We start from the raw sequence: 22,030 nt of genomic DNA on the forward strand, positions 1-22,030 counted from the left end.
ATATGTTTTCATTAAAAACGCCTCAGAACGAGGCGTTTTTTTAATGCATTCTGCTTTTAAGAATTTGTTTAAACCAGACTTCAGTTTGATAGGCATTAAATGCAGGGTGAATTTGTAAAAGTTCCAAATCAAATTCGGCAGTTTTACTGTATTTACCTAACCAGTGGCGACACAGTGCGCTTTCATTTTTACTGGCGCTCGCATAAGCTAAGAAAAAGAAAATATCCCCATGTGCATAATGGGTCATGGCTTTTAAAATTTGTTGAGTAATTAAGGCGTATTTCGCATCACGGGTCAGTTCAAAATACATCATATAGGCTTTGGCTAAATGCAAAGACAAATTGATATATAACGTCACCGGCATTTCTTCAAATTCAACCCGACCTTGTTCTAACAGTACAATGGCTTCTTGTAAAAAATAAATTTGTTCTTGGCGTAACTCGCTCAAACTCACCAATTGTAAGCGTAAATCGGCACGTTCTAATGTCAATTCAGGCGTATTGCCTTGTAAAAAAAGTTGGTCGGTTTCCCCAATACGTTGAATAAGATGTTGAGTCGAGTTGCGCATGGGTGAGTTCCTGATAGCAATATTTGTTCTACATCGGGGCAAACTTACAGTTTTAAAGCCAATAGTCTGAAAAATGCGGTCTATCTTTACCAAAGTTGGTTGCGGCTGCGTAGCCATGCGGTAATGGAAAGACGTTGCTGTGTCGCAGGCAAAACCTCATGTAATAAATCACTTTGGAAAATCGCAATCCGATTTGGGCGTGGTTCTATAATCTGCCATGCTCCATGTTTGTCTTGTAAGCGTAGTTGTCCTCCCCAATCTGTCTGCCACTCAGGATGTAAATAATAGACAGCAGAAATCACCCGATCATTTTTTTGTTGTGGATTATCTCGGTGCAAAGCATAAAAAGAACCTGCTTGATAGCTGGCAAAATGTGCTTCGACCTCACGAATCCCTAAATAAAATGCTTGATTGAATTGTTCGGCCAAAGCCAAAAGGGTTTGGGTATGTTGTTGTGCAATGCTTAAATCTTCGTGAATCCATAAAATATGATCACTGCGAATTTTGCTGACCACACCATTTTGAATGGCTGCTTCACGAAATTGATCTAAATTTTGACTACACTCTAGCAGCAATTGTTGTTGATATTCGGGTGAATAAGCATCATCAATTATTGCAAAACCATGTTGATCCAAATCTTCAAGAATTCGATCAACATTCCAGGACTTTGGGAGAAGTGTAGCGTCCATATAAAATACTCAGAAAAAGATGAAATTGAGAGTTGGTTATTTTAGAGGAATACAAGCTCCTGAATGAAACTTTTTTTCATGCTAAAATGTCGGTTGATTTTAGGAATGAACCAAACATGAATTATCGTCACCATTTCCATGCGGGCAACTTTGCCGATGTCATGAAGCATGTTTTATTGCTGCAAATTTTGACACGTTTAAATGCCAAAGATAAACCTTATCGCTATGTCGATACACATGGCGGTGCGGGTAAATATGACTTATCTTTAGCACCTGCACAAAAATCGGGTGAATTTTTAAATGGTATTCATCGTTTAGTGAAACTAGATGATTCAATCAAACGTCAGGCACCACAAGGTGTACAGCAGTATTTAAAACTGGTTGAAGCAATGCGTGAAGTGGATGGGCAAGGTGCTTATCCGGGTTCGCCGTGGTTTGCTTTACAAGGCATGCGTGACATCGATAAAGCGACTATTTTTGAAATGCAGCGCGATGTATTCCAGCAATTACGTCATAACATTCGTGACAAGCGCGCAGGTCTACATGAGCGTGATGCTTACGAAGGTTTATTGGGCGTCATTCCACCGAAAGAAAAACGCGGCTTGGTGATGATTGATCCACCGTATGAATTAGAACGTAAAGATTTCCCACAGTTGGTAGAATTATTGGCTGCTGCACATAAAAAATGGCCAACAGGCGTATTTGCTGTGTGGTATCCAATTAAAGACCGCGCCATGATTGAACGTTTTGAAAAGAAAATGTTTAAAACAGGGATTCGCCGTCAACTTATTTGTGAAATTTGTGTATGGCCTGATGATACTCCTGTGGGTTTAAACGGTTGTGGTTTATTGGTAATTAATCCACCATGGAAATTCTCTGAAGATGCAGATGAAGCCTTGCAATGGTTGTTCCCACACTTGCGTATGCAAGAACACGGTGGACATGCTGCAGTGCGTTGGTTAGTTGGCGAATAAAAATTTAAATAGACGTTCAGGTTACAGTTAGGACACAAAATAATGACAAACACATCAAAGCCCGAAGGAGAATATAGTTCCCGTGATCTTGAGCATGACGGAATTACATTTGAAGTGGTGGAAGAAGAACATACCCGTGAAGGGCAAAAGGTGAAACGTCGTGGTATCTATCTGTGGCCAAACCTGATTACCACGGCAGCCTTGTTGTCGGGTTTTTACTCCATTATTGCGAGTATGAATGGCGAATTTAGCCAAGCCATCTATGCCATATTTCTAGCAGCATTGTTTGATGGCTTAGATGGTCGTGTGGCACGTGCCATTGGTGCTCAAAGTCCATTTGGCGAACAGTTTGATTCATTATCCGATATGCTTGCTTTTGGCGTTGCACCTGCGATTTTGATGTATAGCTGGAGTTTGCACGATTTAGGTCGTATCGGCTTGGCAGCCTGCTTTGTGTATACGGCTTGTGCCGCATTCCGTTTGGCGCGTTTTAATGTGCAAATTGGTGTGGTCGATAAACGCTACTTTATTGGTGTGGCAAGTCCTTTGGCAGCACTGATTATCGTGTCTTTGGTTTGGGTAGGTCGGGACTTTCCTGAACTGTATGATATTCGTGAAACTGGACTACAAATCCTCAATGCTGTGATTATTATTGCAGTAGGATTGTTGATGATTTCCAATATTAAATATTATTCATTTAAAACCTTTGACCGTAAGCGTGTGCCGTTTTTTGTATTGCCAATCGCAGTATTTATCCTTGCAGCCATGACGTACAATATCCCTGTAGGAATTTTAGTGATTTCAATTATTTATGCGCTTTCAGGTTTCGTGACCACTTTTATGGCAAGAAAAAATGCAGTGAGTTAATTAAGCTTTCATAAAAGCATCAACTCACAAGGAGTTTGATATGCAGCTGTTTCAAGATTTTCTCGATCGTTCCAAACAACTCAATCAAACTCCTGCGGCAACCGCCAAACTGCCTTATCACGCCCCGAAACATCATTATAAGTTTATCTATCAGGGCTTAATTCTTCCTAACTTGCCTGCACCTTTACATTATCTCAACTTTATCGGCTTATTGGGCAGTCTAAATACTGCAATGCTGCGCCCTGAAAATGTGATTACAACTTCAGCTTTAGATACGGCCAGTATTCTTTGTAGTAGTAGTCCCCACATGGTGGGACAGTCCAATCATTATTCAATACAACACGATTGCGTATTTACCGCACAGTATTTTCAGTTTGCCAATAAAGAACGCATTACAGGACATTTTCCGCAATTTTATATGCAACGTGAAGATAGCGAACTTAGCTTCGATTTAAAGATCACCACAAGCTCTACAATTTCATATTTCACCAAATTGCGAATGAATTTGGCAGAACATTGGTCATTGTTGTGTCAGTGTCAGGGAAGTGTGCGCTATAAAGATCAGCATTTTCAGATTGAGCAATTAGGCAGTTTTGAGTTTGCCCGCTCCATCCAGTTTCCTTATTTCGCTGTGGCATTTTTTTGCTATCAGGTGATTAATCTGAATCATCAGCAACAAATGATATTGCTACAAAGCCGTGATGTGCTGAATCGAATTTTGCAATCTCGAATCTATCTGCGAGATGCGAACACCGAGCAAACTCGGGTATTTGATGGGCAAGTACAATTTAATATTCAACGGGTTTATCCAAAAATAAAAACGCCAACAGGTCAGTGCATGTATTTACCACGCGAGTTTGAATGGCACTATCAAGATGAAGATGGCACCTCAGTTCATCTACAAGCGCAGAGTCGTGGTGATTTTAAATTTGGGGCTGCGGCAGGTTATGTCGGAAGTTTTCAATATCAGTTGGCTATAAATGGTGATCAACAACAAGGTGAAGGCGGCTATTGTGAATATATCGACTGCCGCGCACTGAAGTGGCAAGAATATGATCAACCAGAAAAAATGCCAGATGTAGTCCTGAATCCCGAACCTTTTATGATCAAAAAAAGAAATAATCAAGACTTTTCTGGAAAATTACATAATTTTGATGAATAAACAACCACTCAAACAATATTTTTGCTAAAAACCAAAAACAGGGCTTGCAAGCGATGGTAATTCATCTATAATGCACATCCATCGGCGGTGATGTTGATAAAAACTTGTTGAAAAACAATGGCTTGATTGGTTTGTTTGAGATTGATTGAGTTTGTTTTGAGTAGATGGGCTTGAAAATAAAATCAACATTGCATGTTGACTTTCTAAAAATAGAGAGTAATATAGCCGACCTAGCTTGATGCTGACGAAGCATCAAGAAGATCATTAAGAGATTATGAAGAACAACTTGTGTGGATTTTTACTGATTGATTAATCGAAATATTATCATTAATTGATTGGTTTAAATTACTCGAAGTTTATTTGAGCGAAATTTAAGTCAGAAAATTGATGAGCCAAGTTTAAGAGTTTTACTTATAAAACTCGAAATGATTTTAACTGAAGAGTTTGATCATGGCTCAGATTGAACGCTGGCGGCAGGCTTAACACATGCAAGTCGAGCGGGCGAGGTTGCTTCGGTAACTGAGCTAGCGGCGGACGGGTGAGTAAAGCTTAGGAATCTGCCTATTAGTGGGGGACAACATTCCGAAAGGGATGCTAATACCGCATACGTCCTACGGGAGAAAGCAGGGGATCACTTGTGACCTTGCGCTAATAGATGAGCCTAAGTCGGATTAGCTAGTTGGTGGGGTAAAGGCCTACCAAGGCGACGATCTGTAGCGGGTCTGAGAGGATGATCCGCCACACTGGGACTGAGACACGGCCCAGACTCCTACGGGAGGCAGCAGTGGGGAATATTGGACAATGGGGGGAACCCTGATCCAGCCATGCCGCGTGTGTGAAGAAGGCCTTTTGGTTGTAAAGCACTTTAAGCGAGGAGGAGGCTTACCTGGTTAATACCTGGGATAAGTGGACGTTACTCGCAGAATAAGCACCGGCTAACTCTGTGCCAGCAGCCGCGGTAATACAGAGGGTGCGAGCGTTAATCGGATTTACTGGGCGTAAAGCGCGCGTAGGTGGTTAATTAAGTCAAATGTGAAATCCCCGAGCTTAACTTGGGAATTGCATTCGATACTGGTTAGCTAGAGTATGGGAGAGGATGGTAGAATTCCAGGTGTAGCGGTGAAATGCGTAGAGATCTGGAGGAATACCGATGGCGAAGGCAGCCATCTGGCCTAATACTGACACTGAGGTGCGAAAGCATGGGGAGCAAACAGGATTAGATACCCTGGTAGTCCATGCCGTAAACGATGTCTACTAGCCGTTGGGGGATTTGATCCTTTAGTGGCGCAGCTAACGCGATAAGTAGACCGCCTGGGGAGTACGGTCGCAAGACTAAAACTCAAATGAATTGACGGGGGCCCGCACAAGCGGTGGAGCATGTGGTTTAATTCGATGCAACGCGAAGAACCTTACCTGGCCTTGACATAGTAGAGACTTTCCAGAGATGGATTGGTGCCTTCGGGAATCTACATACAGGTGCTGCATGGCTGTCGTCAGCTCGTGTCGTGAGATGTTGGGTTAAGTCCCGCAACGAGCGCAACCCTTTTCCTTACTTGCCAGCATTTCGGATGGGAACTTTAAGGATACTGCCAGTGACAAACTGGAGGAAGGCGGGGACGACGTCAAGTCATCATGGCCCTTACGGCCAGGGCTACACACGTGCTACAATGGTCGGTACAAAGGGTTGCTACACAGCGATGTGATGCTAATCTCAAAAAGCCGATCGTAGTCCGGATCGCAGTCTGCAACTCGACTGCGTGAAGTCGGAATCGCTAGTAATCGCGGATCAGAATGCCGCGGTGAATACGTTCCCGGGCCTTGTACACACCGCCCGTCACACCATGGGAGTTTGTTGCACCAGAAGTAGGTAGTCTAACCGCAAGGAGGACGCTTACCACGGTGTGGCCGATGACTGGGGTGAAGTCGTAACAAGGTAGCCGTAGGGGAACCTGCGGCTGGATCACCTCCTTAACGAAAGATTGACGATTGGTAAGAATCCACAACAAGTTGTTCTTCATGACGATGTGTCTTAAAAGATAATTCGAGGTTTTCGAATTGGATTGAGTAGCAGATACTACGCACTGCGTTTGTCTTGCGAAAAATACAAAGCGATGCTTTGATTTTTCTCAGGGTCTGTAGCTCAGTTGGTTAGAGCACACGCTTGATAAGCGTGGGGTCACAAGTTCAAGTCTTGTCAGACCCACCATGACTTTGACCTAGATTGAATCAATCAAGTTACAGGAATTGAAGATACATCGAATCACAGATGATAAGCTGGGGACTTAGCTTAGTTGGTAGAGCGCCTGCTTTGCACGCAGGAGGTCAGGAGTTCGACTCTCCTAGTCTCCACCAAATTTCAAGATCAGAAAACTTAAAGCACTGCTTTAAGGCTTTTCCTTGAAATTTAAGCAAACAGCTATGCTGTGCGCAGGCACACATATACTGAAGCTTTAAGCTAAAGATTACAGAATTTAGTAAGTATAAGCTTATTAAGTTCTGTGATTTATCACAGTTGACTGCAGTCCGACGAGGATGCAGTGAATCATTAACAGATTGGCAAAAATTGAGTCTGAAATAAATTGTTCAACTCATTTCATATAGGATTGACAGTAATACTTCGGTGTTACGGTTTAATTACGAATTGAAATGAGAACTAGCAAATTAACTGAATCAAGCGTTTTGGTATATGAATTTAGATTGAAGCTGTATGGTGCTTAAGTGCACAGTGCTCTAAACTGAAATGTTGAAGTTACTAACTTGTAGGTAACGTCGACTGTTTGGGGTTGTATAGTCAAGTAATTAAGTGCATGTGGTGGATGCCTTGGCAGTCAGAGGCGAAGAAAGACGTGATAGCCTGCGAAAAGCTCCGGGGAGGCGGCAAATATCCTTTGATCCGGAGATGTCTGAATGGGGGAACCCACCTACCTTAAGGTAGGTATTGCAACATGAATACATAGTGTTGCAAGGCGAACGAGGGGAAGTGAAACATCTCAGTACCCTTAGGAAAAGAAATCAATTGAGATTCCCTCAGTAGCGGCGAGCGAAAGGGGAAAAGCCCATTAAGTTATGTGTGTTTTAGTGGAATGCTCTGGGAAGTGCAACCATAGTGGGTGATAGTCCTGTACACGAAAGGGCACACATAATGATGACGAGTAGGGCGAGGCACGTGAAACCTTGTCTGAATATGGGGGGACCATCCTCCAAGGCTAAATACTCCTGACTGACCGATAGTGAACCAGTACCGTGAGGGAAAGGCGAAAAGAACCCCTGTGAGGGGAGTGAAATAGATCCTGAAACCGCATGCATACAAGCAGTGGGAGCCGACTTGTTCGGTGACTGCGTACCTTTTGTATAATGGGTCAGCGACTTATATTCAGTAGCGAGGTTAACCGAATAGGGGAGCCGTAGAGAAATCGAGTCTTAATAGGGCGTATAGTTGCTGGGTATAGACCCGAAACCGGGTGATCTATCCATGAGCAGGTTGAAGGTTGGGTAACACTAACTGGAGGACCGAACCCACTGTCGTTGAAAAGCCAGGGGATGACTTGTGGATAGGGGTGAAAGGCTAATCAAACTCGGTGATAGCTGGTTCTCCCCGAAAGCTATTTAGGTAGCGCCTCGGACGAATACCATTGGGGGTAGAGCACTGTTTCGGCTAGGGGGTCATCCCGACTTACCAAACCGATGCAAACTCCGAATACCAATGAGTACTATCCGGGAGACAGACTGCGGGTGCTAACGTCCGTAGTCAAGAGGAAAACAATCCAGACCGCCAGCTAAGGCCCCAAAATCATAGTTAAGTGGGAAACGATGTGGGAAGGCATAGACAGCTAGGAGGTTGGCTTAGAAGCAGCCACCCTTTAAAGAAAGCGTAATAGCTCACTAGTCGAGTCGGCCTGCGCGGAAGATGTAACGGGGCTAAAACTATGTGCCGAAGCTGCGGATGCATAATTTATTATGCGTGGTAGGGGAGCGTTCTGTAAGCCGAAGAAGGTGTATTGAGAAGTATGCTGGAGGTATCAGAAGTGCGAATGCTGACGTGAGTAACGACAAAACGGGTGAAAAACCCGTTCGCTGAAAGACCAAGGGTTCCAGTCCAACGTTAATCGGGGCTGGGTGAGTCGACCCCTAAGGCGAGGCCGAGAGGCGTAGTCGATGGGAAATTGGTTAATATTCCAATACTTCAGTGTAATGCGATGAGAGGACGGAGAAGGTTAAGTCAGCCTGGCGTTGGTAGTCCAGGTGAAAGGAAGTAGGCATGCATCTTAGGCAAATCCGGGGTGCTCTATGCTGAGATCTGATAGCAAGCTGTACTTGTACAGTGAAGTGGCTGATACCCTGCTTCCAGGAAAAGTCTCTAAGCTTCAGTTACACTGGAATCGTACCCGAAACCGACACAGGTGGTCAGGTCGAGTAGACCAAAGCGCTTGAGAGAACTCTGCTGAAGGAACTAGGCAAAATGGTACCGTAACTTCGGGAGAAGGTACGCTGTTGACGGTGATGGGACTTGCTCCCTGAGCGGTTGACAGCCTCAGAAACCAGGCCGCTGCAACTGTTTATTAAAAACATAGCACTCTGCAAACACGAAAGTGGACGTATAGGGTGTGATGCCTGCCCGGTGCTGGAAGGTTAATTGATGGGGTTAGCGTAAGCGAAGCTCTTGATCGAAGCCCCAGTAAACGGCGGCCGTAACTATAACGGTCCTAAGGTAGCGAAATTCCTTGTCGGGTAAGTTCCGACCTGCACGAATGGCATAATGATGGCGGCGCTGTCTCCAGCAGAGGCTCAGTGAAATCGAATTCGCCGTGAAGATGCGGTGTACCCGCGGCTAGACGGAAAGACCCCGTGAACCTTTACTGCAGCTTGACATTGAACTTTGACCTTACTTGTGTAGGATAGGTGGGAGGCTTTGAAACTTGGACGCTAGTCCGAGTGGAGCCGTCCTTGAAATACCACCCTGGTAATGTTGAGGTTCTAACTCTGTCCCGTTATCCGGGACGAGGACCATGTCTGGTGGGTAGTTTGACTGGGGCGGTCTCCTCCTAAAGAGTAACGGAGGAGTACGAAGGTGCGCTCAGCGTGGTCGGAAATCACGCGTAGAGTATAAAGGCAAAAGCGCGCTTAACTGCGAGACCCACAAGTCGAGCAGGTACGAAAGTAGGTCTTAGTGATCCGGTGGTTCTGTATGGAAGGGCCATCGCTCAACGGATAAAAGGTACTCTGGGGATAACAGGCTGATACCGCCCAAGAGTTCATATCGACGGCGGTGTTTGGCACCTCGATGTCGGCTCATCTCATCCTGGGGCTGAAGCAGGTCCCAAGGGTATGGCTGTTCGCCATTTAAAGAGGTACGCGAGCTGGGTTTAGAACGTCGTGAGACAGTTCGGTCCCTATCTACCGTGGGCGCTGGAAATTTGAGAGGATCTGCTCCTAGTACGAGAGGACCAGAGTGGACGAACCTCTGGTGTACCGGTTGTGACGCCAGTCGCATCGCCGGGTAGCTATGTTCGGAAGGGATAACCGCTGAAAGCATCTAAGCGGGAAGCCTACCTCAAGATAAGATTTCCCCGAGGCTTTATGCCTCCTAAAGAGCCGTTGAAGACTACGACGTTGATAGGTTGGATGTGGAAGCATAGCGATATGTGAAGCTGACCAATACTAATTGCTCGTGAGGCTTGACTATACAACACCCAAGCAGTTGTTGTACGAACTTCGAAAGAAGTGAGGATCAATCGATTTCATATTGATCTAACGATCAAACAAAAACTTGATTTAGTTAAGGCTAAACAATAAAATTCAGACCCAATAGCCAACCTGTTAATAACTCATTTGGAACCAAGTAAGGCATTACATGCAAAAGCATCAAGCAAAAGCAATGTAACTAAGACCCGAACAAGTCCATAACAGTTGTGCTGGCGACAATAGCAAGAGTGAACCACCTGATCCCTTCCCGAACTCAGAAGTGAAACCTCTTCGCGCTGATGGTAGTGTGGGGTTACCCATGTGAGAGTAAGTCATCGCCAGCTCATTATTCAAACACCCTCAACTAGCGTTGAGGGTGTTTTTTTATGTGGGAAAGAAAAGTAGAAAAAGAAAGGGAAATATAAAAAAAGAAGTAAGCGTCCGCTGAATCCCATACCTATTTTTTAATTCGATTTAGGTTTCCAGCGGTGTGGTAGCAATTCTTCAATTTGGGTCACTTTGTGTGTCGGTAACCTTTTCAGCACATCACTTAAATAGGCATACGGATCCAAGCCATTCAGCTTTGCTGACTGGATTAACGTCATGATGTTTGCCGCTCGCTGACCACTGCGCAGCGAGCCAGCAAACAGCCAGTTCTTACGTCCCAACGCCCAAGGTCGCATTTGATTCTCTACCCAATTATTGCAAATCGGTAGATTGCCATCATCCAAATAGCGGCTTAAAGCTGGCCAACGCTTCAGAGTGTAATTGATGGCCTTGGCGGTGGGAGAACTCGATGGCACTGTCAGATGATGTTGGTTGAGCCATTCATATAGTTGTTGCATCACTGGTTGACTATGCTGTTGTCGGTATTCGCGGCGGTCTTCCGCTGTACCATCGGTCTTTTTCCTGAGCTCTGCTTCTATGGCATACAGTTTCTGAATCAGCACTAATGCCTGTTCAGCGACCTGACTTTTCCCAGTTACATGCAGTTCATGGAATTTACGACGTGCATGGGCCATGCAGCCCACCTCTATGACCTGGCCTGATTTAAAGCGTGCTTTATAACCACTGTAATCATCACAGACTAGATAACCCTGCCAGCCTTTCAAGAACTCTGCAGCATGCTGGCCTGAACGACTATCCTGAAAGTCATAGATCACCGCCTGAACTGGATTGTACTGTGTAGTGGCATAGGCCCAGACATAACCTTTCTTCGGTTTTTTATCATTCTCACCCATCCGCATGATGGTGACCGGTGTTTCATCTGCATGCAGCACCTGCTGTTGTAGTACCACCTCTTTTAAGGCATTGGCCAGAGGTTCCAGTTCTACACCGCAGCGACCTATCCAGTCAGATAAAGTTGATCTAGAAAGTTCGATTCCCGCCCGCTGATAGATCAGACGTTGACGGTACAGCGGCAAATGATCGGCATATTTCGATACCAAAACATGGCTGAGCAGTTCAGGTGAAGCAATGCCTTTATCAATCACATAGGCGGGCATCGCTTGCTGAGTCAGGGTGTCACACTGATCACAGACCCATTTACCACGCACATGCTGTTCCTTATAGAACTGTGCCGGTCTGAAATGCAGTTTTTCACTGACATCTTCGCCGATACGCCGGAGTTGGCATCCACAAGCACATTGGGTTGATGCAGGTTCATGCTCAATACGGATGGTGTGTAGATGATCTGGCAGTGGTCGACGTTTAGGTTTATTGGTTTTGGCTTTGTGTGTCGCTGCATTGGTTTTATCTGCATTTAGCCGTTCCAGTTCTAGATCAACCGCGGCAATATCTTCTTCAACCGCTTCATCCCACAGATGGATTTGTTTTGCCGTTAAGTGTTCATTCTTTTGGGCGAATTTGTGCTTTTTAAACAGCGCCAGTTCATGCTCGTATTTTTGATTGAGAATAGAAAGATGTTGAACTTTAGAATCTAATTGCTGATTGGTGACTTCAAGATGTTGAACTCTGGCATCTAATTGCTGGTTTGATTGTGCTAGAGACTGATGCTGCATCGCCAACTGCCGGGTAAATTCCAGCAGTTGTTCATGGGTCAGTTGGCTTAAGTCAGGCAGCGTATTCATGACCGCAGTATGCCTGAGGTCATGAAGAGAATGAAATAGAACGTTTGGAGAATAGCAGAATAGCCGAGCTTGGTTTAGAGCATTGTTACCACTTGCTGTCGTCCAATGCGCTGCCAGGGCAAACCCTGGATTAATGCCTGTAACTGTTCCGGGTTGAGGACCACGGTTTCACCTTGGTGAACTTGAGCCCAGTGGAATTTTCCCTGTTCCAGCCGCCTGGCACACAGCCAGATGCCCAGTCCATCATGTACCAGCACTTTCATACGATGGCCACGTTTATTACAGAACAGGTAGGCGCAATGCGGTTTGATGTAGCCAAAGGCTCTCACCACCTGAGCCATGGTCGTATCCATACCTGCACGCATGTCCATGGGCTGAGTAGACAACCAGATTTCATCAATGCGGATCATGTTGCAAGTGCCTTGAGTAATTCTGCCAAGACAGGTATTTCTGATGTCTGCCATTTTAGCTGAATATCATTATTCGTATGAGGCACGGTGATACACAACGTGATCCTCTCATCAATAGGTTGGCTGATTGCAGCAGTGTAAGGCAAAGCAATAAATGCTGGATTCACATGAGTAGGATCCTGCACGGCACCCTCATGATGCCTGAAGATCCTGATCCAACGACTGACAAGGTTGGCATTAATACTATGTTGCAGTGCGACCGAAGCGATCGAGGTATTAGGATTTTTACAGGCATTGACAATACTGAGTTTGAATTCTTTGCTGTATGTTCTGCGTTTTTTAGCAACAGGAGGTGTTGCTGAATATATATCCATGTTCATGGATTAAGTCCCCACTTGTTTTTAGGTGGGAACTAAATTAAGGCTTATAGGATCGCTTGGTAAGGCTGTGTTAGCCGGATGCTTACAAAAAGAAGGCAAAATAAAACCATCTGTGGATGGTTTTATTGAGGCTTAGTTAGGGGATTTATTTAAGCGAATAATTGTGTAACGGAGCACCATAAAATTGCCAAAATCGAAATCGCAATGATAGGTTCTAGCACTTTGGACCAGGTTGGTACAATTGTTTCTACAGGCTCAATATTTTGATGATCATCGTGGGTATGTTGTTGAACCATTTGATTAAACTCCTTCATTGATGCGTCTAATGATAGCTCTTCTTGAGGAATTGGTTTAGAACCTTTTAACTCTATTAGATCGTTTGTTGACCAAACCCAATCATCAGCCTGACCAGATAAGTGTTCAATTTGACCCAGTAATAATTCCCCTAGACCTTTATTACCGAAATTACCGGTTTGATCTAATTGATTGAGTTCAGTAAGCTGTAAGGCTAAAACTTCACTAATATTCTGTTCAAGCTCAGTTTTGGAGAGGGTCGACTGATTGTGTGGAGATGTGGTAAGTCGACGTGCAATTTCCTGAATATATAATTCATCTTGATGATCAATTTCTTGATACAGTTTTTGGTTGTCTTCTCGCCACAAACTGACCAGTTTTCCTAAGCTCAGTGCATTGATTTCTTGAATATATTGGTCGCGATCAACAGCATTATATTGTTTCAAAAGCGACGGCTTTTGAAGTTTAATCTGCGCTGCAAAATATTGTACTAAATCAAAAGCCATCCACTACTCCATTGTTTTAATCTAATAATCTAAGGCTTGGTTTTTTCTTACTTTGTTCGGTTTTTTCTTCAGTCTTTGATTCTAAAGCATCTTGCTCATTTTGGATATGTGCATACTCACTTGGATCAAAGAATAAGCCTTGTCCATTCTCTCTTGCATAGATACCTAAGACGGCATTCATAGGTACATATAAGTCGCGTGACACGCCATCAAAGCGTGCAGAGAAGGTAATTGCTTCATTGCTCATGTGTAAGGCATGTACTGCATGTGGAACAATATTTAGGACAATTTGACCATCTTGAATAAATTGTTCAGGAACAAGCGTATTTGGCTGTGTGGCATCGACCAATAAATGTGGTGTGAGTTGGTTATCACAAATCCATTCATAAATTGCGCGGGCTAAATAAGGACGGGTTGGAGTTAAATTGATTTCAGATTCAGACATAATATGCTCTTTAGGTATGAATTAAAAATTCTTGATAGTGATTTTTTTCTTGTAAAGTCATTGCTTGAGTGAAGGCAGGGCGTGAAAAAACCCGCTGACAATACAGGAAAATCGGACGACAGTGTTGTTTGGGTAATTCTATGCCCATGGCTTTTAGTCGTATAAATAATGGTGCCAGCATGCAGTCTAAAATGCTGAAATTTTCCGACATGAAATAAGGATAATGCTGAAATAATGGTGTCAGTGAAATGAGCGTATCACGTAATTTTTGTTGTGCAGTGCGCTGTGCTGCGTGATCTAAGCTGTCAGGATGACGTAGCATCTGATCGGCAAGTTTGAACCAGTCTTGCTCACAGCGCCAAATATATTGACGTTGTTCTGCACGTGGCATAGGTGCATCGGCATAGAGTTTGTTTTGTCGATAACGATCATCTAGATATTCGGAAATAATTGCAGTATTAAAGAGTTTTAAATCGTTTTCTAGCAGCATTGGAAGTTGATTATACGGATTTAAACTTGCGAGGTCTTCATCTTCATAATCGACCAAAATCAGTTGATATTTGATTTGTTTTTCGGCAAGAACGTAACGAATCCAATGTGAGCGAAAGTCGTCCGCATGACTATAGAGAGTAATGCCTTGTAAGGGTGCGTTCTCGACTGACATAATCCGAAGTAAAACCAAATGAATAGAATAGGATACTAAACTTAGCCATTAAAATCACCCAGCAAAGCTGATAAAAGTGTATGAGATATTTGTTGATCGAATTTTTAAGTATTGTGCTGTATTAAATTTTGATTTTGTTATGTGTGAATTTGAATTGTCTATGTGGTTTAGAATGCTCAGCTGGTTGATCTGTATAAAAAAAGCCTTGGAAAATCCAAGGCTTTTTGTGTCCGATTCGGTAAACGAATTAACGTTTAGAGAATTGTGGACGTTTACGAGCTTTACGTAAACCAAGTTTCTTACGTTCAACTTCACGAGCGTCACGAGTAACGAAACCAGCTTGACGAAGAGCAGGTTTTAAAGTGTCGTCAGATGCGATCAATGCACGAGTAATACCGTGACGGATTGCACCAGCTTGACCACCAATACCACCACCAGCAACAGTGATGTAAAGGTCATATTTTTCAGTAGCTTCAAGAAGCTCTAAGGGTTGACGTACGATCATACGAGCAGTTTCACGACCGAAATATTGCTCAAGCGTACGGTTGTTAATTACGAGTTTACCTGTACCAGCTGATAAGAAAACACGTGCAGTTGCGGTCTTACGGCGACCTGTACCATAATTAGTAGCCATGTGCTGTATCCCTTAGATGTCCAAAACTTGTGGCTGTTGAGCTGTGTGAGGATGCTCAGCACCAGCGTACACTTTCATTTTCTTGATCATAGCATAACCAAGAGGACCTTTTGGCAACATGCCTTTTACAGCGCGTTGGAAGATTTCTTCTGGTTTGTGAGCAACTAATTTCTCGAAATTAGTTTCACGGATACCACCAGGGAAACCAGTGTGGCGATAGTATTTCTTGTCAAGTGATTTGTTACCAGTCACTTGAACTTGCTCAGCATTGATGACAACGATGTAGTCGCCAGTGTCAACGTGAGGAGTATAAGAAGTCTTGTGCTTACCGCGTAAACGACGTGCGATTTCTGTCGCAAGGCGACCTAGAGTTTTGCCAGAAGCATCAACAACGTACCAGTCGTGTTGAACTTCAGCTGGCTTAGCGCTGAGAGTTTTCATTAAACCACTACCTATTATAGTTGGTTTGGACTATAGAAGCTGTCCAAACAAAAAGGAGTCCGAATTCTACCTGAGAATGGGTAGAACTACAATGGAAAAGTCACATTTTAAGCGCTATATTTTACCAATCTTGGTTATAAAAGAAAAGTTGAATAAATTTCATACCTTCAAGATTAAGAAGCCTAGATTTATGCCATTTTAAATCACCTTGTTCAGGCTTTAAACTGAGGTTTCTAGCATTCAATATTAAAATAAAAATGAGCAAAGGATGTCAGCAGATTCGCAATCAGAAATACTTAAGTGATTTGATTTATGTGTATCTAAATGCATCAGATTTATTGCAGGATGTTTTATTACATTGCTCAGTGTCTAGACGTTGGGTTTAGTACTATTAGGTGCTGTATATGGTGTGGATGTGTTTAGCATGTAATTTCTGTATTCAATTTTATCCATTTTACATTCTTCTCATTTTTGGTATGGCATAAGCGGAGTCATATTGCTGTGCTGAGCAGATACACAATCGCGGATATTTCTTAAAATCACACAAATGCGATGATGGGGTTGCTATTCGCTGTTGCTGTGACCGCTATTTTTGAATGGGCACATGTGCAAGGGGGTGCGTACTCGATTTATCTTAGACTGAAAATAAAACAATCATCAAAGTTGACGATATACTTTCATCATCCTTTGATAAATCTTGATTGAGCTTTTATGCGACCTTTATATGTCACCAGTGGTGAACCTGCAGGTATTGGACCTGATATTTGCCTAAGTCTGGCAGATCGAGAAGATGAACGTCCAATTGTGGTATTGGCTGATCATCAATTATTAGAACAACGTGCTGAAACTCTAAAACAAAAAGTTGAATTGATTAAATATTCTGGTCAGCAACAGCCTGCAGCGCTTGGACAGTTATATGTTGAGCATGTACCTTTGGCTGTAGATGTTGAATTAGGGCATTTAAATGCACAAAATGCAGCTTATGTGTTGGAGCAATTACGTCGTTCGGCTTCTTATGCAATGACTGGCAAGAGTGTGGGGGTGGCAACTGCACCCGTGCAAAAATCTATTATTAATGAAGCAGGTATTTCTTTTAGTGGGCACACTGAATACTATCAGGAGTTCGCAGGTGTTGAGCGTGTGGTGATGATGTTAGCCACTAAATCCTTACGCGTTGCCTTAGCGACCACGCATCTCCCTTTACGTGCCGTAGCAGATGCCATTACCAAAACACGTTTAGAACAAGTGATTGATATTTTGCTGCATGATCTCAAAAGCAAGTTTAAAATTGAACATCCTAAAGTGTTGGTCTGTGGTTTGAACCCACATGCGGGCGAAGATGGTTATTTAGGCATGGAAGAAATTGAGGTAATTAATCCTGTGCTGCAAAATTACCGTAATCGTGGTGAAAATATTAGTTTAAGTTTGCCTGCAGATACTTTATTTACCCCAGAAAATTTAAAAGATGCCGATGCAGTTTTAGCGATGTATCACGATCAAGGTTTACCTGTGTTAAAATCACAGGGCTTTGGTGAAGCAATTAACATTACTTTAGGCTTACCGTTTATTCGTACTTCAGTCGATCACGGCACAGCGCTCTCCCTCGCAGGTACGGGACTTGCGAAAAGTTCTAGCTTGCATGTTGCTGTCGATTTAGCGCTGGATTTAGCACGTCCATAATTTCAGCTTGGAAATATTTATGTATCAAATTAATGCCCTAAACCCAAAAGAAGAAGGGCATCAGGCTCGTAAACGCTTTGGTCAAAACTTTTTACATGATCAAGGTGTGATTGCCAAAATTGTTCGCTCAGTGAACCCGCGTCCAGGTGATAATATTGTCGAGATTGGACCTGGTTTAGCGGCATTGACATCGCCTTTAATTGGTGAGTGTGATGCTTTGACGGTGGTGGAATTAGACCGTGATTTGGCTGCAGGTTTACCAGGACGTGTGCCACATCCTGAGCGTTTAACCATTGTAGAAAGTGATGCGCTGAAATATGACTTTACCGAGTTATTTCAGGAAGGGCGTCCGCTACGTGTAGTTGGAAACTTGCCGTATAACATTTCGACACCGCTTTTGTTTCATCTCTTGGAGTTTGGCGACAAAGTCAAAGACATGCACTTTATGCTACAAAAAGAAGTGGTAGATCGCATCACGGCTGAACCGAATACCAAAGAATATGGGCGTTTATCGGTCATGATGCAGTATTACTGTAAGCCAACTTTCTTATTTGAAGTGCCACCAGGAGCATTTAATCCACCGCCTAAAGTCACTTCTGCGGTATTCCGTTTAGAACCTTATGTGACCAAACCGATTATTGCCAAAGATGAAAAAGCATTGGCACGTTTGGTGTCGCATGTATTTACCCAACGTCGTAAAACATTACGCAATAGTTTAAAAGGTATGTTAGCTGAAGATGCATTTGAGCGAGCAGGGGTAGACCCAATGGCACGTCCTGAAACTTTAAGTTTGGCCGCATTTGTCGCATTGGCAGATCAGATGGTGAATTAATGACAGCAATTCGATACAACTATGTCATTGGTGATGTGCAGGGCTGCTTTGAAGCCTTAAAGCTTTTATTAAAAGAAATACAGTTCGATCCCGATCAAGATTTTATCTGGTTTGCTGGCGACTTGGTTGCGCGTGGTGAAAACTCAATTGGTGCAGTGCGCTTTATTAAAAAACTTGTGGATCGTGGCGTTGCAGCAACAGTGTTAGGCAATCACGATTTAACCTTGTTGGCAGGCGCACGTGGCTTAAAGAAAATCAAAGCGCAAGACAATACTCGTGATGTGATTGATGCAATTGACAGTGATGATTTGATTGACTGGTTACGTAAACAACCTTTGTGTCTTTTTCCCAATGAAAACACCATTTTGACTCATGCAGGTATTCCACATATTTGGAATGCGGAACAAACCGCAGCTTTGGCAAAAGAAGTTGAGGCGGTGATTGGGCATGAGGACTTTGAGGTAGTGGATGCATTCTTAAAGGAAATGTATGGGGCAGAACCTGCAGTTTGGTCGGATGATTTAGAGGGGCATGCGCGTTTACGTTGTATTACCAACTATTTGACCCGTATGCGTTTAGCCAATGCACAGGGTGGTTTGGAATTCAGCTTTAAAGATGCCTTAGACGATCCGATGCCAGAAGGTTTTAAACCGTGGTTTGAATATCCATCTTTAGCTGCGCAAACACATCAAATCGTATTTGGTCATTGGGCAGCATTGCAGGGACAAACGGTAGCCGACAATATTCAAAATGTGGATGGCGGTTGTGTGTGGGGTAATCAGCTCATGGCGTATCGTTTGGAAGATCAGCAATTGTTTGCAGTGGATAATCCGCTGGAAGAATGGTAACAATATTTCATCTTTATAATTTAAAAATGAGATGTTGAAATGAAAACAGCCACCTATTAAAGTGGCTGTTTTTTTATCTTGAATTTTATTGAATTCGAATCCAAGTTTGGCTGCGACCTAGTGTAGATACACCCATGTAAGCACGTAAAGTCAAACGCTTACCTGTCGAGTTGAGGCGGATTTTTGCATCGTAAATACGACCTGCCAATGGATCAATCACGCGTCCTTTTTCGTAATTGTTGCTATCTTTGACTTGTTTTAAGCCTTTTAAAATATCCATTCCTAAAATAGGTTGATCAGTATAAGGTGCAGGGCATTTATTACAAAGTTCACGTGGGGTATAACCTGGACGTGGAGTTACTTTAATAATTTTACCCGTATAGGTTTGATTGGCTTCTTTACGAATTTCGATGACAGCTTTAGGTGAACCTGTTTTATCATCAATTTGTTGCCAAGTCCCTACTAAATCTTGTGCCATCGCCAAAGTGCTTAGACTGCCGAAGATGACGGCTATTCCTAAAGCCAATTTCTGAATCATTTTATTTCCCTTACTCGGTCTTTGCTCTAGTCTAATCTGTGAATTGACTGACACAAAGTCCCGAGTATCTAGAAAAAATGACCGATGCGACACAATTACTCGCTTATTGTTGGCGAATCCACGTTTGTGTCCGACCAATGGCTGAAATTCCGACGTAACCACGTAAAGTTAGACGTTTATTATTAGACGCTAAACGGCCTTTCAGGCTATACATTTTGCCTGTAAGTGGATCTAAAATACGTCCATCGGCATAGTTGTTATTTTCCACATGCTTTAAGCCATGAATAACTTCCAAACCCACCAAAGGTTTGTTGGTATATGGTGCAGGACAATTCACACACATGGTTTTTGGGGTATAGCCTGGTCTTGGTGTGACTTTAATAATTTTACCTGTAAAGCTGCCATTTTCAGCTTTGGTAATTTCAATAAGTGCTTTAGGTGAGCCTGTTTTATCATCAATACTTTGCCAGATACCCGTTAGGTCTGATGCAAATGCTGAGCCACTGAAGATGAAGCTTGCAAATACGCCCATCAATACATTTTTCTTCATATCAGTTCCTTTGATTGTCGAAAGTTATCACTGAGGTTAATTCAAGGTATAAAGCGAGTTGTGGAAGGAGTCAAGCGATTTGAGAGGTCATTAATCTTAAAGTTGCAACTAAGATGCAGGAAAACCAATAAAAATGCCACGAACGTGTGGCATTTTATGTGAAAACAGAAGTGATTAATTATTCGCTTTTAATCCAAGTTTGGCTGCGTCCTAAGGCCGATACACCGACATAACCACGCATGGTCAAACGCTTACCGTTGCTGCTTAATTTAGCTTTGGTGCTGTAAATATGGCCGCTTAGTGGGTCAATGATTTTTCCACCAGAGTAGTTTAAGCCACCTGTATGTTTTAAGCCTTTGAGTACATCCATCCCTAAAATAGGTTGGTTGGTATAAGGCGCAGGGCAGTTGACACAGGTTTCTTTTGCTGTGTAACCCGGACGTGGCGTTACTTTGACGATTTTAGCGGTGTAGCTACCATTGCTTTCCTGACGAATTTCTAAAATTGCTTTAGATGAACCCGTTTTATCGTCAATGTTTTTCCAAGTTCCTGTAATATCTTGGGCCAGCGCAAAACTGCCTAACGCTGAGCAGATTAAAGCAACGGTGAGTTTCATCTTGACCATGTTCAATGTTCCTTCATTTCACAAACTGGATATTTCATAATAAATAGAAAGTGAAATTGTCACAATGTGAAAAAGTGATTTATCAGTCACATTTTTTGCAAATATAGTATAAATGTTGGCAGCCAAACTGCGGTAAACACCGCATTGACTGCCATTCCAAAGGCAGCATAACGTCCTGCAACACTACCTCGTTGCCACGCTTGGGCAGTACCGATGGCATGTGCAGCTAAGCCAAGTGCTAAGCCCGATGCACGTTCATCATTGATATGTTTTAAAATAAGCGGTGACAAAGCAGCACCCACGACACCCGATAAAATTACAATTAATACTGCCAATTGAATCGGTGCTTCTAATAAGGTTGCGATATTAATCGCAATCGGCGTGGTCACTGCACGGGTAGCAAAAGCCATAATATCGGCGTTCGACATGTGTAGCGCATAAGCAAGTCCCATCGGCAGTGCCACAGCACTAAAGCTGGCAAAGAGCAAAATACCTAAAATTGCTTTGAGGGGTAAATCATCATAACGCATTGCTGCTAAAGGAATAGCAAGTGCAACTGTCACATAACCCAACAATTGATTAAACAAGGGATTAGTTTGTGTAACGTAAGTTTCGTATGGAATCCCGAAAAAGTACAACAGCAGCAACACAAAACACATGCCAAAGACAATGACGGGGATTTGCGGGAATTTTTGGTTGCAAGGTTTTGCCAATAAATACGCAACGAAGGTGATTAAAAAACCATATAGAATTGACAGCATTTTTAATCTCCTAAAGCCAGCGTTTTGCCATTTTGGCATACAGCCAAAGCGGTATTAGCGTACTGATGCACAATACAATCAAGAAGATTGGAATTTGTTTGCCCATGTGCGTGAGCATAATTAATGAGCCTGCGCTAATGGGTAAAAAGGCAAAGGCACTTTCTTTCATGATCTTGTTATTGGTATCGACCAGACGAGCGGGAATTTTACTGAGTTTGCGCCATGTAAATAATACTGCTAGCAGACTGAGCAAACCGACTAAATTGCCTAATTCTGGGTGATTCAATTGGGTCATGATCCACACAGAGGACTCACGAAACACAATAATCAAAAGGAGTGTGCCGATCCATGCTGGCCAATCGATATGTTTTATCCTGCTCATTTTTGATC

21 protein-coding genes, 2 tRNA genes and 3 rRNA genes are annotated in these 22,030 nt (G+C 43.1%); 11 read left to right on the forward strand and 15 right to left on the reverse strand.

Annotated features, from left to right (window positions below):
* Window positions 1-40: 40 nt before the first annotated feature.
* Window positions 41-568 carry a hypothetical protein gene (locus tag K1T76_RS02255; protein ID WP_230243985.1) on the reverse strand — a complete coding sequence of 176 codons (528 nt, stop codon included), beginning with the start codon at window positions 566-568 and terminating at the stop codon, window positions 41-43.
* Between the two features lie 86 nt (window positions 569-654).
* Complete coding sequence (locus K1T76_RS02260) at window positions 655-1,257, reverse strand: 2OG-Fe(II) oxygenase (protein ID WP_019836940.1); 603 nt, start codon at window positions 1,255-1,257, stop codon at window positions 655-657.
* Window positions 1,258-1,373: 116 nt separating this feature from the next.
* Between K1T76_RS02260 and K1T76_RS02265 the strand changes: the two genes are divergently transcribed.
* From K1T76_RS02265 to rrf, 8 genes are all read left to right on the forward strand, one after another.
* Window positions 1,374-2,231 carry a 23S rRNA (adenine(2030)-N(6))-methyltransferase RlmJ gene (locus K1T76_RS02265; RefSeq protein ID WP_019836941.1) on the forward strand — a complete coding sequence of 286 codons (858 nt, stop codon included), beginning with the start codon at window positions 1,374-1,376 and terminating at the stop codon, window positions 2,229-2,231.
* A gap of 42 nt (window positions 2,232-2,273) precedes the next feature.
* Entirely contained in the window at window positions 2,274-3,098 is an 825-nt protein-coding gene (pssA, locus tag K1T76_RS02270) for a CDP-diacylglycerol--serine O-phosphatidyltransferase (RefSeq protein ID WP_230243986.1), read from the forward strand.
* 40 nt (window positions 3,099-3,138) lie between these two features.
* Window positions 3,139-4,260 (forward strand): DUF6670 family protein, encoded by a 1,122-nt coding sequence (locus K1T76_RS02275; RefSeq protein WP_230243987.1) that lies wholly within the window; start codon window positions 3,139-3,141, stop codon window positions 4,258-4,260.
* A 432-nt stretch (window positions 4,261-4,692) separates the two neighbouring features.
* Window positions 4,693-6,231: ribosomal RNA gene (locus K1T76_RS02280) — 16S ribosomal RNA — on the forward strand.
* 158 nt (window positions 6,232-6,389) lie between these two features.
* Window positions 6,390-6,466: transfer RNA gene (locus K1T76_RS02285), tRNA-Ile, on the forward strand.
* A gap of 70 nt (window positions 6,467-6,536) precedes the next feature.
* A tRNA-Ala gene (locus K1T76_RS02290) sits at window positions 6,537-6,612 on the forward strand.
* A 437-nt stretch (window positions 6,613-7,049) separates the two neighbouring features.
* Window positions 7,050-9,943: ribosomal RNA gene (locus K1T76_RS02295) — 23S ribosomal RNA — on the forward strand.
* A 228-nt stretch (window positions 9,944-10,171) separates the two neighbouring features.
* A 5S ribosomal RNA gene (rrf, locus tag K1T76_RS02300) occupies window positions 10,172-10,286 on the forward strand.
* Together the 16S, 23S and 5S rRNA genes with 2 tRNA genes alongside form the textbook arrangement of a ribosomal RNA operon.
* A gap of 120 nt (window positions 10,287-10,406) precedes the next feature.
* Here rrf and tnpC read toward each other — a convergent pair.
* The 8 genes from tnpC to rplM all read right to left on the reverse strand — a co-directional run bounded on the left by tnpC (window position 10,407) and on the right by rplM (window position 15,806).
* The gene (gene tnpC, locus K1T76_RS02305; protein WP_230243835.1) at window positions 10,407-12,032 is read right to left on the reverse strand and encodes an IS66 family transposase; all 1,626 of its coding nucleotides are present in this window, start codon (window positions 12,030-12,032) and stop codon (window positions 10,407-10,409) included.
* A 74-nt stretch (window positions 12,033-12,106) separates the two neighbouring features.
* Window positions 12,107-12,442, reverse strand: coding sequence for an IS66 family insertion sequence element accessory protein TnpB (gene tnpB / locus K1T76_RS02310; RefSeq protein ID WP_165382150.1), 336 nt, complete (start codon window positions 12,440-12,442; stop codon window positions 12,107-12,109).
* Window positions 12,439-12,822: a transposase gene (locus K1T76_RS02315; RefSeq protein WP_130122116.1), complete on the reverse strand. Its 384-nt coding sequence runs from the start codon at window positions 12,820-12,822 to the stop codon at window positions 12,439-12,441. The genes tnpB and K1T76_RS02315 overlap by 4 nt, the downstream gene beginning before the upstream one ends.
* 149 nt (window positions 12,823-12,971) lie before the next feature.
* A complete protein-coding gene (locus K1T76_RS02320) occupies window positions 12,972-13,622 on the reverse strand; it encodes a hypothetical protein (RefSeq protein ID WP_230243988.1) in 651 nt (216 codons plus the stop codon).
* Window positions 13,623-13,638: 16 nt separating this feature from the next.
* Window positions 13,639-14,067, reverse strand: coding sequence for a ClpXP protease specificity-enhancing factor (locus K1T76_RS02325; RefSeq protein ID WP_230243989.1), 429 nt, complete (start codon window positions 14,065-14,067; stop codon window positions 13,639-13,641).
* Between the two features lie 10 nt (window positions 14,068-14,077).
* Complete coding sequence (locus tag K1T76_RS02330; protein WP_230243990.1) at window positions 14,078-14,731, reverse strand: glutathione S-transferase N-terminal domain-containing protein; 654 nt, start codon at window positions 14,729-14,731, stop codon at window positions 14,078-14,080.
* A 247-nt stretch (window positions 14,732-14,978) separates the two neighbouring features.
* Window positions 14,979-15,365 (reverse strand): 30S ribosomal protein S9, encoded by a 387-nt coding sequence (rpsI, locus tag K1T76_RS02335; protein ID WP_004972483.1) that lies wholly within the window; start codon window positions 15,363-15,365, stop codon window positions 14,979-14,981.
* Window positions 15,366-15,377: 12 nt separating this feature from the next.
* Complete coding sequence (gene rplM, locus K1T76_RS02340; RefSeq protein WP_004909012.1) at window positions 15,378-15,806, reverse strand: 50S ribosomal protein L13; 429 nt, start codon at window positions 15,804-15,806, stop codon at window positions 15,378-15,380.
* 711 nt (window positions 15,807-16,517) lie between these two features.
* Here rplM and pdxA point away from each other — a divergent pair.
* From pdxA to K1T76_RS02355, 3 genes are read left to right on the forward strand one after another with little or no spacing between them, the layout of a single operon-like run.
* Window positions 16,518-17,486: a 4-hydroxythreonine-4-phosphate dehydrogenase PdxA gene (gene pdxA, locus K1T76_RS02345; RefSeq protein WP_230243991.1), complete on the forward strand. Its 969-nt coding sequence runs from the start codon at window positions 16,518-16,520 to the stop codon at window positions 17,484-17,486.
* Window positions 17,487-17,505: 19 nt separating this feature from the next.
* Entirely contained in the window at window positions 17,506-18,318 is an 813-nt protein-coding gene (gene rsmA, locus K1T76_RS02350) for a 16S rRNA (adenine(1518)-N(6)/adenine(1519)-N(6))-dimethyltransferase RsmA (RefSeq protein WP_019837805.1), read from the forward strand.
* Window positions 18,318-19,166 (forward strand): symmetrical bis(5'-nucleosyl)-tetraphosphatase, encoded by an 849-nt coding sequence (locus tag K1T76_RS02355; protein ID WP_070153774.1) that lies wholly within the window; start codon window positions 18,318-18,320, stop codon window positions 19,164-19,166. Before rsmA ends, K1T76_RS02355 begins: the two co-directional genes overlap by 1 nt.
* An 85-nt stretch (window positions 19,167-19,251) precedes the next feature.
* Here K1T76_RS02355 and K1T76_RS02360 read toward each other — a convergent pair whose 3' ends face one another.
* From K1T76_RS02360 to K1T76_RS02380, 5 genes are all read right to left on the reverse strand, one after another.
* Window positions 19,252-19,704, reverse strand: coding sequence for a DUF2147 domain-containing protein (locus K1T76_RS02360; RefSeq protein WP_019837803.1), 453 nt, complete (start codon window positions 19,702-19,704; stop codon window positions 19,252-19,254).
* 103 nt (window positions 19,705-19,807) lie between these two features.
* Window positions 19,808-20,254 carry a DUF2147 domain-containing protein gene (locus K1T76_RS02365; protein WP_019837802.1) on the reverse strand — a complete coding sequence of 149 codons (447 nt, stop codon included), beginning with the start codon at window positions 20,252-20,254 and terminating at the stop codon, window positions 19,808-19,810.
* Between the two features lie 178 nt (window positions 20,255-20,432).
* Window positions 20,433-20,879, reverse strand: a complete 447-nt coding sequence (locus tag K1T76_RS02370; RefSeq protein WP_026438199.1) for a DUF2147 domain-containing protein — start codon at window positions 20,877-20,879, stop codon at window positions 20,433-20,435.
* Between the two features lie 86 nt (window positions 20,880-20,965).
* Window positions 20,966-21,640: an LrgB family protein gene (locus K1T76_RS02375; protein ID WP_019837800.1), complete on the reverse strand. Its 675-nt coding sequence runs from the start codon at window positions 21,638-21,640 to the stop codon at window positions 20,966-20,968.
* 10 nt (window positions 21,641-21,650) lie between these two features.
* Window positions 21,651-22,022 carry a hypothetical protein gene (locus tag K1T76_RS02380; protein WP_026438198.1) on the reverse strand — a complete coding sequence of 124 codons (372 nt, stop codon included), beginning with the start codon at window positions 22,020-22,022 and terminating at the stop codon, window positions 21,651-21,653.
* Between the last annotated feature and the right edge of the window lie 8 nt (window positions 22,023-22,030).

The sequence above is a fragment of the Acinetobacter sp. PW68 genome (assembly GCF_020982655.1).
Taxonomy (GTDB): Bacteria; Pseudomonadota; Gammaproteobacteria; order Pseudomonadales; family Moraxellaceae; genus Acinetobacter; species Acinetobacter towneri_A.